11 protein-coding genes are annotated in these 12303 nt (G+C 70.7%); 7 read left to right on the forward strand and 4 right to left on the reverse strand.

What is annotated here, in order from left to right; translation table 11 throughout:
* The first annotated feature begins 111 nt into the window (after positions 1-111).
* Positions 112-1278 carry an alpha/beta hydrolase gene (locus ACIHFD_RS34700; RefSeq protein ID WP_397370530.1) on the forward strand — a complete coding sequence of 389 codons (1167 nt, stop codon included), beginning with the start codon at positions 112-114 and terminating at the stop codon, positions 1276-1278.
* Positions 1279-1339: 61 nt separating this feature from the next.
* On the opposite strand, the gene ACIHFD_RS34705 is transcribed toward ACIHFD_RS34700, so the two are convergent.
* The 3 genes from ACIHFD_RS34705 to ACIHFD_RS34715 form a co-directional block, all read right to left on the reverse strand.
* A complete protein-coding gene (locus tag ACIHFD_RS34705; RefSeq protein WP_397370531.1) occupies positions 1340-2542 on the reverse strand; it encodes an MFS transporter in 1203 nt (400 codons plus the stop codon).
* Positions 2543-2585: 43 nt separating this feature from the next.
* Positions 2586-3491, reverse strand: coding sequence for a hypothetical protein (locus ACIHFD_RS34710; protein ID WP_397370532.1), 906 nt, complete (start codon positions 3489-3491; stop codon positions 2586-2588).
* A 62-nt stretch (positions 3492-3553) separates the two neighbouring features.
* Entirely contained in the window at positions 3554-4516 is a 963-nt protein-coding gene (locus ACIHFD_RS34715) for a GlxA family transcriptional regulator (RefSeq protein WP_397370533.1), read from the reverse strand.
* Positions 4517-4586: 70 nt separating this feature from the next.
* On the opposite strand from ACIHFD_RS34715, the gene ACIHFD_RS34720 reads away from it, so the two are divergent.
* The gene (locus ACIHFD_RS34720; protein ID WP_397370534.1) at positions 4587-6023 is read left to right on the forward strand and encodes a pyridoxal phosphate-dependent decarboxylase family protein; all 1437 of its coding nucleotides are present in this window, start codon (positions 4587-4589) and stop codon (positions 6021-6023) included.
* Between the two features lie 129 nt (positions 6024-6152).
* On the opposite strand, the gene ACIHFD_RS34725 is transcribed toward ACIHFD_RS34720, so the two are convergent.
* Entirely contained in the window at positions 6153-8543 is a 2391-nt protein-coding gene (locus ACIHFD_RS34725) for an ExeM/NucH family extracellular endonuclease (RefSeq protein ID WP_397370535.1), read from the reverse strand.
* Positions 8544-8826: 283 nt separating this feature from the next.
* On the opposite strand from ACIHFD_RS34725, the gene ACIHFD_RS34730 reads away from it, so the two are divergent.
* The 5 genes from ACIHFD_RS34730 to ACIHFD_RS34750 all read left to right on the forward strand — a co-directional run.
* The gene (locus tag ACIHFD_RS34730; protein WP_350735869.1) at positions 8827-9045 is read left to right on the forward strand and encodes a hypothetical protein; all 219 of its coding nucleotides are present in this window, start codon (positions 8827-8829) and stop codon (positions 9043-9045) included.
* Between the two features lie 74 nt (positions 9046-9119).
* Positions 9120-9737, forward strand: a complete 618-nt coding sequence (locus ACIHFD_RS34735; RefSeq protein ID WP_397370536.1) for a dihydrofolate reductase family protein — start codon at positions 9120-9122, stop codon at positions 9735-9737.
* 144 nt (positions 9738-9881) lie between these two features.
* Positions 9882-10835, forward strand: coding sequence for an aminoglycoside phosphotransferase family protein (locus ACIHFD_RS34740; RefSeq protein WP_397370538.1), 954 nt, complete (start codon positions 9882-9884; stop codon positions 10833-10835).
* Between the two features lie 23 nt (positions 10836-10858).
* The gene (locus tag ACIHFD_RS34745; protein ID WP_397370546.1) at positions 10859-11659 is read left to right on the forward strand and encodes a helix-turn-helix domain-containing protein; all 801 of its coding nucleotides are present in this window, start codon (positions 10859-10861) and stop codon (positions 11657-11659) included.
* Between the two features lie 57 nt (positions 11660-11716).
* A partial coding sequence (locus ACIHFD_RS34750; RefSeq protein ID WP_397370539.1) for an NADH-quinone oxidoreductase subunit H occupies positions 11717-12303 on the forward strand: 587 nt, incomplete at its 3' end.

A 12303-nucleotide genomic window follows, 5' to 3' on the forward strand; every position in this document is an offset into this window, starting at 1 on the left:
GGGTCGTCCGCGTGGATACTCCGGATCTGGTCACGACGGCATGCACTGCCGGCGCCGCTCAACCGTAGTACCGCAGACGTGGCGTTCGATGTTTCGATCTTTGGAGGCTCCGTGCCCTTCGGGTATCTGTTCCCTGTGGCGCTCGTCGCGATCGGCACGCTGTTCGCGTTACGGCCGGTGCCGTTCTCGCGCCCGCTCGGCCCTACGAGCTACTACTTCGGTCTGGCCGCCAACGAGCTGCCGTTCGCGGCCTTCTTCTGGATGTTGCTGCTCCCGACGGCGCTGGCGTTCGCCGAAGGTGACATTGACTCGGCGGGCGGCTGGGCGGTCGTCGCCCTGGCCGCCGTGAGCGCGATCGGGCTCGTGCCCATCGCCTACCGCGCGATGGGCGAGCGGGCCAGGATCGAGCGCGCGATGGACCTTGGGCTGGGCGCGGGATGGCGCGCCGCCATCGATGCCGACCTCAGCGCCGGGCTGCGGCGCCGTCGCCCGTGGGCCCGCATCCTGTTCCTGCCCATCTTCAAGCGCCGCCCGGACGTCCGGCGTGTGGCCAACCTCTCCTACGGCGACGCGGGCCACCGCAACCTGCTCGACCTCTACCACCACCGCTCGCGCCCGCAAGGCGCGCCCGTCATGATCCACTTGCACGGCGGCGGCTACTCCGGGGGCCACAAGAACAGCCAGTCGCTGCCGCTGCTCTACCGGCTCGCCGGCCAGGGCTGGGTGTGCATCAGCGCCAACTACCGGCTACGACCGCAGGCCCAGCACCCGGACCACCTGATCGACCTCAAGAAGATCATCGCCTGGGTACGCGAGCACGCCCACGAGTACGGCGCCGACCCGTCCACGGTGTTCGTCGCGGGCAGTTCGGCGGGCGGGCACATGGCGGCACTGGCCGCGCTCACCCAGAACGACCCCGCCTTCCAGCCGGGCTTCGAGGACGCCGACACCTCCGTGACCGGCGCCATCTACCTGAACGGCTGGTACGGCACCTACTTCGGCCAGGGCCCCGAGTCCTCGCCCCTGGCCCACATCACACCGGACGCACCGCCGTTCCTCGTGGCCCACGGCGATCTGGACCCGCAGGTGCCCGCGGCCGATGCCCGGCACTTCGCCGACCGGCTACGCCAGACCTCGGCCGCCCCCGTCGTCTACGCCGAGCTGCGCGGCGGGAACCACGCCTTCGACCTGTACCACTCGCTCCGCTTCGAGGCTGTCATCGACGCGATCGAGGCCTTCACCGCCTGGGTGAGATCACGGGAAAGGAAAGCCGTTTGAACGCCTCGCCGTGGCCAGGATGGTCCATTGCGCCCGGATCAGCCGATATCCCCGCCGAACGTCAGGGAATCCGGGAGCGTACGACGTCGTGGTCGGGGGAGCGGCGGCGGGTGTCGACGGCGGGAGCCAGGAAGACGGCGGAGGCGACGAAGGCGAGCACCGCGAGCATGGCCGTGCGCAGGCCCCAGTGGTCGCCGAGGAAGCCGAGGCCGGGCGGGCCGACGAGGAAGGCGACGTAGCCGATGGTGGCCACCAGGCTGACGCGGGCGGTCGCGTTCGGTCCGGTCTCTCCCGCGGCGGACAGCGCGACGGGGAAGCCCAGCGATGCGCCGAGCCCCCAGAACAGGACGGCCGCCCCGGCCAGCACCGCGTTGTCCGAGAAGATCACCAGGATCAGACCGAGTGCCCCCGAGACGGCGCTGGCGCGGATGACGGTGGTGCGGCCGAAGCGGTCGAGGAAGAAGGAGCCGCCGAAGCGGCCGATGGTCATGGCCGCGGCGAACCCGGCGTAGACGAGGGACCCGGAGGCGGCGTCCAGGCCGTGCCCGTCGACCATCAGCAGCGGCAGCCAATCGTTGGCGGCTCCCTCGGCCAAGGCCATCGCCAGGACGATCGCCCCGATCAGGAGAAGCCTGCCGTCCTTCCAGACCTTCGATTCCGTGCCGCCGGACTCGGCCTGGCCTGGTGCGCCGATGCCGATGCCCGCGGGGAGGGCGCGCATGGCGTACAGGAAGAGCGCGGCTGCGATCAGGGTGACCGCGGCCAGATGCCAGTGCGCCGGAAGCCGGGCGGCGGTGGCCGCGATGCCGGTGCCGGCGCCGACGACGGTGCCCAGGCTGAAGCAGCCGTGCACGGTGGGCAGCGTCGTCCTGCCGGTGATGCGCTCGACGTCGGCGGCGTCGACGTTCACGGCGACGTCACCGGCTCCCATGCCCGCGCCGAACCCGCACAGGCCCGCCATGACCAGCGGTACGGACGACAGGAGGGTGCCGGCGCTGATGACGGCCAGGCTCCCCACGACCATCGCGGTTCCGACGCCGATGACGGGTCTCGTTCCGTACCGGGAGGTGAGACGTCCGGAACAGAGGATCCCGATCATGGAGCCCAGCGAAAGGCCGAACAGGATCCAGCCCATCTGGCCGGTGGAGGCTTCCAGCCGGTCGCGGATGTCGGGGGTGCGCGTCACCCACGACGACAGCGCGATCCCGGGAAGGAAGAAGAGCAGGAACAGCGCCTGCCGGCGTCGGCGCGTGGCGAGGTCCATTGAGGATGGGTCTCCGTGGCAGTTGCGAATGGCTCGGCCGCGTCTACGCGTGATCGCGCATCCAGAGGTCGAGGAGTTCCTGGGTTGCGGCCGTACGGGGAGCGATGCTCTTCTCCTGGTGGTCCACCTCCACCTCGACCGGACGCAGATCCGGCACTCCTCCGTCGTCCTGGCCGGGACGCCACCAGTAGACCTGCGAGCTGATGCCCTTGTCTCCTTGCTCGTTCATGGTCCGGGTGACCGCCTGCATGCTCTCCATCGCCGCGATGAGATGGACGTCGCCGATCTCGTGTACCAGCAGGTACTCCGGCAGCGGGAAGGAGACCAGCGCGCCGTGGCGGGCAGGCCCGATGTGACGGCTGAGCACGTGGACATGGCAGCCGATGTAGCGCTGCGTCTCACCGATGAACATGATCGGGACGCCCATGACCTCCTCGATCTTCGTGTAGTGCGGTTCCCGATGCAGAGAGGCGTGCAGCGCCGCGCCGAAGACCTGGTTCTCCGCTCGGCCGCCGAGCCTCTCGCGCCCGAGCGACATGATCGAGTCGGGCAGGTCGATGACCACGGTCTCCACCAGCCCCGGCGCGAGGGAACGGGTCACCAGGGAGTCACGGAGGCCGGGCGGCTCGGCGAGCGCGGCCTCGGAGTAGATGCGGATCCGCAGTGCTTCGCTGTCCAGGAGCTGCTGGATGTCAGCCGACGTGTCCGGCGCCTGAGCCATCTTCCTCCGGTATCCGCGGGCGAACCCGCCGGCGAAGTCCGCGGCGAACGCGGGCAGTGCATCGTGGGGGAGACCGCCGGCCTCCGCGAGCACGTTGCCGATGTCGGCGGTGAAGTGGGCGGCCCCCGGGAAGCTGACGCTGAGGGTGGTGGGGGCGACGAACCTGGCGGGAAAGCCTTCGGCTGCGAAGGCTTCTACCAGGGCTGCGCCGATGGCGTCGTGGCTCATCCGTACGTCCGATCCTCTTTAGGTTAGGGCCAATAATCCCATTACGGCGCTGTGGTCCTGGCTTACTCGCGCAAAGCCCCTTGGTACGTACGCCGGTACGCCGACGGCGTGGTCCCCAGATACCGGGTGAAGTGCTGACGCAGGCCGGTGCCGGTGCCGAGCCCGCAGCGCTCGGCCACGACGTCCACGGGCAGGTGGGTGGTCTCCAGGAGTTCGCGGGCCCTGATCAGCCGTTGCTGGTTGAGCCACCGCATCGGCGGCAGGCCGACCTCCTGGCGGAACCTGCGTACGAACGTCCTGGTGCTCATCGAGGCGTACTCGGCCAGGCGCGGGACGGTGAGCGGCGTCTCCAGCCGCTCCAGCGCCCACTGCAGCACCGGCGCCAGCCCCCGGTCACCGGTGACGGCGGGGGCGGGCGCGACGTACTGGGCCTGGTCGCCCTCGCGGTGCGGCGCGATCACCATCCGGCGGCCCACCTCCGCGGCCACCGCGGCGCCGAAGTCGCGCCGGACGATGTGCAGGCACAGGTCGATGCTCGCCGCCGTGCCCGCGCTGGTCAGGATGTCGCCGTCGTCGACGTACAGGGCCCGCTCGTTCACGGTGACGCGGGGGTGGAGCCTGCGCAGGTCCTCGGCGTGCATCCAGTGCGTGGTGGCCTCCCGGCCGTCGAGCAGGCCGGCGGCGGCCAGGACGAAGGCGCCCGTGCACAGGGCGGCGATCCGGGCACCCCGCTCGTGCGCCTCGACCAGCGCGCCGAGGAGCTTTTCCGGCGGCCGGTAGGAGGCGTCGACACAGGCGGGCACCACCACGAGGTCGGCGTCGCGCAGGACCGACAGGTCACCGGGCGCGCGCAGCCACAACCCCGGCAGCGACTCCTGTTCTCCCGGCGTGCTGTTGCAGAGAGTCAGGTCGTACCAGTCGGGGGTCAGGTCGCGCCGGTCCCGGCCGAAGACCTCGCACGGCACCGCCAGCTCGAACAGCGGGCATCGGTCCAGCACAGGTACGGCCACCTGGATCGACGTCATGGCATAAATCTAGCGGAACGCGACATTTCTGCCACTAGTGAGAAGCCCGGGAGCTCACGACAGTGGTCCCATGAACGAGGAGACAGGAACGCTGGACGTCGGCACCCAGGAGGGATCCCGGCTGCTCACGGCGGCCGCGGAGCTGGTCGTACGGCATCTGGGCACGGTCGCGGACGGGCCCGTCGCACCCGCCGGGCCGGGAACCGAGCAGCTCCGCGACTGGCTGGCCGGCCACGACTTCGCCCGCCCCGCACCGGCGGCGGACACGCTGGCCGAGGTCATGGGGATGCTGCGGCAGTGGGGCGTGCACACGACGCATCCGCGTTATTTCGGGCTGTTCAACCCGACCCCCACCTGGTGGGGCATCGCCGGCGAGCTCCTGGCGGCCGGTGTCAATCCGCAGCTGGCCGCCTACAGCCACGCTCCGGCCGCCGTGGAGATGGAGCGGCACGTGCTGCGCTTCGTCGCCGGCCGGCTCGGCCTGCCGACCGCCGAGGGCAGCTTCACCGTGGGCGGCGCGGAGGCGAACCTGACCGCCGTCATCGTCGCGCTGACCCGCAGGTTCCCGGCCTACGCGGGCGGCGGCCTGGCCGGTCTGGCGCGCATGCCGGTGCTGTACGCCTCGGCCGAGAGCCATCTGGCCTGGCTCAAGATCGCCCACATGACGGGGCTCGGCCGTGACGCGGTACGGCTCGTACCCACCGATTCCCGGCACCGCATGGACCTGACGGCGCTGCGCGAGACGCACCGAGCCGATCTGGCCGCGGGGTTCGAGCCCTTCCTCCTGATCGGCACCGCCGGCACCACGGCCGGGGGCGCGCTGGATCCGCTGCCCGAGCTGGCGCGCCAGGCCGGCGAGTGGGGCCTGGACTTCCACGTCGACGCCGCCTGGGCGGGAGCGGTCGCGCTGTCCGACCGCCTGCGCCCGCTGCTGGACGGGGTGGAGCTGGCCGACAGCGTCACCGTGGACGCGCACAAGTGGCTGTCGGCGCCCATGGGCGCGGGCATGTTCCTCACCAGGCATCCGGACGCGCTCGCCGGCAGCTTCCACGCCAGCACCTCCTACATGCCCGCGCAGAGCGGCGAGGTTCCCGATCCGTACGCGACCAGCGTGCAGTGGTCGCGCAGGTTCGCGGGCCTGAAGGTGTTCCTCGCGCTGGCGATCGCCGGCCGACCGGCCTACGCCGAGCAGCTCGAACGCGACGTCCGCCTCGGTGAGCTGCTCGCTCGCCGACTGTCCGAGGAGGGCTGGCCGCGCGTCAACGACACCCCGCTCCCGGTGGTCTGCGTCGCCGACCCCGAGGCGGAGTCGCAGGGGCCGGAGCACAGCGCCGCCTGGCACGCCGCCGTCGCCGACCACGTCGTGAGCGGCGGCCAGGCCTGGCTGAGCACCGTACGCCTGGCCGGGCGGCCCGCGCTGCGCCTCTGCCTGACCAGCCACCGGACGACCGTCTCGGATGTCGAGGCCGCGGTCACCGCCCTCAACCAGGCCCGCAAGGCCGTCTGAGCGCGAAGCCCGTCCGATCGGCACGGGCCTTCGCCCGGCCCGTGCCTGGACGGACCGGCGGTAGGAAGCGGCGTGCACTGGCCGGGCCACGGGCCGCGGCGGTGTCGCCGCCGCGGCCCGCGTGCGGTCTCAGAGCTTCAGGCCCACCAGCAGCGGGTCGTGGTCGGAGGAGCGGAACGGGTCGGGCGCGTACAGGGAGGGCGGGTTGAACTCGGTGTTGTAGTCCATGAACCGGCCCTCGTCGGAGTTGATGTGCCAGATGGTGGCGCCGGTCACCAGCTTGCTCGCGCTCCTGTCGGCCAGCACGTGGTCGAGCTCACCGGACAGGCCGTCGAAGACGTAGCTGTAGCGGTCGTCCTTCTTGACGTACCTCTTGCTCAGGCTGGTCAGCCCGCCGTCCTCGAACGCGTGGATGGGGTCCTCCTCGCCGTAGGCGTTGATGTCGCCGAGGACGAGCACGTTCTGCAGCTTGAGGCTGTCGATCAGGGCCAGCACGGCCTTGGCCTGCTTGACGCGCTTGGCGTTGTAGCAGGACTGCCCGTCGCCCTGGTCGGCGTCGGCGCCGGAGGCCGGGCCATCGGCGTCGGTGCAGCCCTTGGACTTGAAGTGGTTCACCAGCACCGTGAAGGACTTCCCGCCCCCGCCGGCCTTGGCGAAGGTCTGCACCAGCGGCGGCCGGTTGAAGATCGGGTCGGACGACGACCGCGCCGGACCGGTCGGGGTGACCTTGGCCGGCTGGTAGATCAGCGCGGTCTGGATGAGGTCGGTGCCCGGGTTGGGGTGCGTGATCGCCTTGTACGTGCCGGCGCCGGCCTTGGCGTTGAGCGCGTCGACCAGGGTGTTGAGCGCCACGTCGTCGTTGCGCTCGACCTCCATCAGCCCGGCCACGGCCGGGTTGAGCGTCGTGATGTTGGCGACGAGCTTGGCGAGCTGGCGGTCACGCTCCGCGGCGGTGGTGGCGCCGCGGGACTTGAGCGTGGTGAACCAGTTGAGCGTGTTGAGGCTGGCCACCTGGACGTCGCCGCCGACCTTGGCGGGCTTCGCGGGGCGGGGGTTCTCGGCCTTGAAGACCACCGGCTTGGTCGGCTGGACGCGGTAGGCGTCGAAGCCGTACGTGAGGACGCCGGTCAGGTTCTTCACCTCGTCGCCGATGCGGACGGTGTTCGACCCCTCGGTGTGGTACGGCAGGGCTGGCGGGTTCTGCACGCTCGAGCCGTCGTCGAGGAGGACGGCGCGCCGCGCGTCCTTCTCGGTGTTCACACCCTCGCGGTCCGTCGGCTGCCACAGCCGGCCGCCGCCCGCGAGGGTGATCTCACCGAACCGGCCGAGGTTGTAGATCTCGGAGGCGGCGAGGTCGCCCTTGAACGTGACGAGCATGCCCTCGTAGCGCTCGAAGGTGACGCCTGGCTTGAGCGGCAGCTTCACCTTGGCCTGCTTGATCACGCCGGTGCCGCACACGGTCACCGCAGTGGCCGGCGAGATCTCGGTGAGGCCGTTGTACTCGATCGCCTTGCCGGAGACGAGCACCCGGTCACCGGTCTTGACCGGCGAGGAGGAGAACACGAACAGCCCCTCGGAGGTCGCCGGGTCGGCGTCCGGCTTGTCTGCCTGAACGTAGAAGCCGGCGAACTGGCCGGAGCTCTGGAAGGAGCCGGTGACGACGCCCTCGACCCGGACGTTCTGACCCGCGACCGGGCTGGACTCGCCGCTTCCCTGCACCTCGGAGATCCGGTGAGTGGGCGCGGTGTCGCAGCTCTCGGTGGGCGTGACGGTCGGGGTGGGGGTCGGCGTCACCGTCGGCGTCACAGTCGGCGTGACGGTCGGGGTGGCCGTCGGGGACGGTGACGGGTCGCCGCCGCCGCAGGGGGCCGCGGCGGTGGCGGTGTTGCGCGGCGCGGGGGCCGCAGTCTCGAAGTCGGCGCCGTTGTCGTCGGTGTCGGTGCAGCCGCCGCCCTTGCGGAACGCGCCGGTGGTGTTGGTGAGCGCGGGGGCGGGGGTGCCTTCGGAGAAGTTCGCGCTGCCGTACCCGACCAGGTCGGCGATCAGCGCGAGCTGGGCGTCGGCGCAGGGGGTGGAGGAGCCGTTGCAGGCCAGCCCGTCGCTCGAGCGGACCAGCGCCACCTTGCCCGCGGTGCCGCTCATGTTCACGGAGCCGACGCTGTCGGGCTTGGGCAGCGCGCCGCTGGGGGTGCTGCCGGCGGCGAGCTGTACGAGGTGGTACTGGCCGGGGGCGATGCTGCCGGAGAGGTCGGCCTTGTTGGAGGCGAAGTTCCCGGTGCCGGCGGCGCTGGTGTACTGCACGGACCAGCCGTCCAGGGACACGGGGGCGCCGCTGCGGTTGAACACCTCGACATAGTCGTTGGTGAAGGGAGCTCCGGCGTTGCCGCCTCCGCCGTAGACCTGGCTGATGACCACGGTTCCGGGGGACGCGGCCGAAGAGGGTGAGGAAAGGGCTGCGATCGCACCGGCGACAACGCCGGCCGCAACGAGGATCGCTGTGGCCCGGGACTTGACTGGCATGCGGGGGAGCGTAAACCGACATACAGCCAAAAACTCTGTATTCAGCATGGATGGGTCATGAAATTTCAGGTGTTGATCCGTCAATGTGTGACAATCGCCCTCCTGGCCTGGTATTGCCCGCCACCTCAGCCAATCTCCGCATCGCTTATGAGCACATCGGCTGCCCGCGATGCCCGCCGCCCGGCTTGAACTGATCGTGAACAGATTTGCTGAACACTTGTGTTCGGATGCGTCCTTCCAGCATGATCTTGGTGTATCGCTCCCGGGTTTCAAGGAGGAACGGATGCGTCTTCGTGCAGGGCTTCTGGTAGCCGGCATGGCCGCCGCGATCGTCAGCGTGGTCAGCACCCCTGCTTCGGCTCAGGCGGCCGCCTGGACGTATATCGGCGTGTACACCAGCAAGCACAACTGCGTCGACGCCGGCCAGATGTGGGTCCGTGAGGGTTGGAACGAGTACGAGTGCTCGGGGAGCGCCACCTACTGGGAACTCTGGGTCCGGTAGCACTCGACGCCGTCGCTCGAACACGTTCCATGCGTGAGCGATGAGTTCGGGCAGCGGATCAGGTCTGCCCTGGTATGACTCAAATCATCGCGGACATCTCGGTCTCCCTCGACGGCTTCGTCACCGGGCCTGACCCCGGCCCCGACAGCGGTCTGGGCATCGGCGGCGAGGCCCTGCACACGTGGGCGTTCTCCGACGACCCCGACGACCGCCGGGTCCTGCGCGAGGCGACCGCCCGCTCGGGCGCCGTCGTCCTCGGTCGCCGGCTCTTCGACGTGGTTGACGGGCCGGAAGGCTGGAACGACGCCCGCGGCTACGGCGCGGGCGAGGTCGGCAAGCCCGCGTTCGTCGTCGTGACGAACGCGCCGCCGGACTCTGTGCGGCTCACCGACCTCGATTGGACATTCGTCACCACCGGCCTGGCCGACGCCGTCGCCGCAGCGCGTGAGCGGGCGGAGGCGGCGTCGGCGCACCGCGGCGAGGACCTCGACGTCGTCCTCATGGGCGGCGGCGCCACGGTCGGCTCGGCGCTCGAGGCCGGGCTGGTCGACGTGCTGACGCTGCACCTCGCACCCGTCGTACTGGGTGCCGGAACGCCGCTGTTCACCGGCGGAGCGCCGCGCACGCTTGTGCGGCGGAGCGTGATCTCGACATCGACCACGACGCACCTGACCTACGACGTCGTAGGTTAGCTCAGGAACCAGCAGCCGCCGGAACGGGCTTCCCGCCAGGGGGAACACGGACCGACCCCGCAGTCCCACCGGGTTGAGTACGCGCTGAACGGCGTCCTCGTCGTTCGTCTTGCGTGGATGGCGATCCGGCTACTGTTGATCCGCATGACGCACACCGAGATCGAGATCACGGCGGAGCTGGTACGGGATCTGCTGCGCGACCAGCACCCCGACCTGGCCGATCACCCTGTGCGGCTCGGCGCGCGTGGCTGGGACAACCAGCTGTGGCGGCTCGGCGACGACCTCGCCGTCCGGTTGCCCTGGGCGACACAGGACGCGGACGAGCTGCTGCGCAAGGAGCACATCTGGCTGCCCGCTCTCGCCCCGCGCCTCCCGCTGCCGGTTCCCGTCCCGCAGCGCCTCGGCGAGCCCTCCGCGCTGTTTCCACGCCCCTGGATCGTCACCACCTGGGTGCCGGGCGAGCCCGCCGACCGCGCCCCCGTCACGCGCGCCGCGGAGGCGGCCGACGCCTTGGCCGCCTTCCTGACGGCCTTGCACCAGCCCGCCCCCGACCAGGCTCCCACCGGCCGGGACCGCGGAGGGCGGCTGGCCGCCTACTCCGGAGGTTTCGCCAAGCAGCTCGCCTCGGCCACCGAGATGGGGCTCATCCCCGACCCGGACGCCGTCCGCGCGGTCTGGGAAGACGCCGCCGCCGCTCCCGACTGGGCAGGCCCGGCGCTGTGGGTCCACGGCGACCTGCATTCGGCCAACGTCCTCACCGCGGACGGCACCGTCTGCGGCGTGATCGACTTCGGCGACCTCTTCGCGGGCGATCCGGCCTGTGACCTCGCCGCCGCCTGGATTCTGCTGCCGGACGGCACCGCCGACCGCTTCCATGCCGCCTACCAGCCGGCCCCGGACGCCGCGACCCTGCGCCGCGCCCGCGGATGGGCGGTGCTGCGCGCGCTCAGCGGCATCCTCATCGGTGAAGCCGGCGTCCGCGGCCGCCGAGGCGGCAAGGCCACGTGGGGCCCACCCGCCCACGCCGCGCTGCGGCGCCTCATCGCTGATCGATCGCTTCCCCAAGGGCAAGCCGGGATCGACTTGCCAGTGACGTGAGATAGGGCAGGCTTGCCGGTGTGATGGCGATTCATTCGCTGCCCACGCAGCCACAGGCGGAGCCGTACGAGATGCTCACCCGCCTGCCACCGCCCCACCTGCGTCCGTACGTGCTGGGGTGGGCCGGCTTTCGCACCCGGGCGGGAGAGCCCGCCCACCCCAGCCGGATGCTGCCGCTCAACGCGGCCACCCTGATCATCGACTTCACCGGCATGGGCCCGATCGTCACCGGTCCCCGCGCCACCGCGACGTTCTCGGCCCACACGCCGTGGCGTCACGGGGTGGCGGTCGGGCTCACGCCCGCCGGGATGTCGGCGCTGACGGGGACGCCCCTACGCGAGGTCGCCGGTACGAGCGTGCGCTTGGAAGACCTCCTCGGCGCCCGTGCCGAGGAGCTGACCGGCCGGTTGATCGCGTCGGCGAGCTGGGCCGACCGCTTCAGGCTGCTGGAGGAGCGGCTGACGGCGTGGCTGCGTCTCGACGCCGGCCCCGACGGCCTGATCATGCACGCCTGGTGGCGGCTGCAGGAGCCGGCCGGCCCGCCCACCATCGCGTCCCTCGCCGGTGAGCTGGGCGTCAGCCGTCGTTACATCGAGCTCGGATTCCGCCGGGTGGTGGGCTTGTCGCCCAAGACGGTGGCCCGGATCGCCCGGTTCCAGCGGACCGTGGACACGTGGAGACGGCCCTCGGCCACGCTGGACGAGGCTGTCGCCTGCGGTTACGCCGACCAGCCGCACCTCACCCGCGAGATGCGGGCGATGGCGCAGATGACGCCGAAACAGCTGTTCGCATTCGTTCAATACACCGATCGGCTCACCGGCTAGCGTGACCTTCCGCTCCGGACCGAACGGGTGCCGGGGGAGAGGAAGGGGCAACACGTCATGGCAGGCGCTCTCGCGGCCGATCCCACCCTTGCCGACTTCGGCAAGGACCCGCTGTGGATCACCATCATCAAGGCCGTGATGCTGTTCCTCTTCCTGTCGCTGGGGGTCGTCTTCGGGGTCTGGTTCGAGCGCAAGCTGATCTCCAGGATGCAGAACCGGTACGGGCCCAACCGGGCCGGTAAGTTCGGCCTCCTGCAGTCGGTCGCCGACGCGATCAAGATGGGCTTGAAGGAGGACCTCTTCCCGCGGACCGTGGACAAGGTGCTCTACCTGCTGGCGCCGGTCATCATGGTGGTCCCGGCGATGCTGGCCTTCTCGATCGTGCCGTTCGGGCCGGTCGTGAATCTGTTCGGGGTGCAGACGCCGCTGCAGATGGTGGACCTGCCGGTGGCCGTGCTGTTCATGCTGGCCATGGGCGCGGTGTCGGTCTACGGCGTGGTGCTGGCCGGATGGTCGTCGCGCTCGCCGTACGCGCTGCTGGGCGGTCTACGGTCGGCGGCGCAGGTGGTCTCGTACGAGATCGCCATGGGCCTGTCGTTCGTGGCCATCTTCCTGTTCGCCGGGACGCTGTCCACCTCGGAGAT

This window comes from Nonomuraea sp. NPDC051941 (genome assembly GCF_044593615.1).

Bases quoted from the DNA above. Each gene is read 5' to 3' on its own strand.
- ACIHFD_RS34745 (WP_397370546.1), top strand. From the start codon at position 10,859: ATGGCGATTCATTCGCTGCCCACGCAGCCACAGGCGGAGCCGTACGAG.
- ACIHFD_RS34720 (WP_397370534.1), top strand. From the start codon at position 4,587: ATGAACGAGGAGACAGGAACGCTGGACGTCGGCACCCAGGAGGGATCC.
- ACIHFD_RS34710 (WP_397370532.1), bottom strand. From the start codon at position 3,491: ATGAGCCACGACGCCATCGGCGCAGCCCTGGTAGAAGCCTTCGCAGCC.
- ACIHFD_RS34705 (WP_397370531.1), bottom strand. From the start codon at position 2,542: ATGGACCTCGCCACGCGCCGACGCCGGCAGGCGCTGTTCCTGCTCTTC.
- ACIHFD_RS34730 (WP_350735869.1), top strand. From the start codon at position 8,827: ATGCGTCTTCGTGCAGGGCTTCTGGTAGCCGGCATGGCCGCCGCGATC.
- ACIHFD_RS34735 (WP_397370536.1), top strand. From the start codon at position 9,120: ATGACTCAAATCATCGCGGACATCTCGGTCTCCCTCGACGGCTTCGTC.
- ACIHFD_RS34715 (WP_397370533.1), bottom strand. From the start codon at position 4,516: ATGACGTCGATCCAGGTGGCCGTACCTGTGCTGGACCGATGCCCGCTG.
- ACIHFD_RS34740 (WP_397370538.1), top strand. From the start codon at position 9,882: ATGACGCACACCGAGATCGAGATCACGGCGGAGCTGGTACGGGATCTG.
- ACIHFD_RS34725 (WP_397370535.1), bottom strand. From the start codon at position 8,543: ATGCCAGTCAAGTCCCGGGCCACAGCGATCCTCGTTGCGGCCGGCGTT.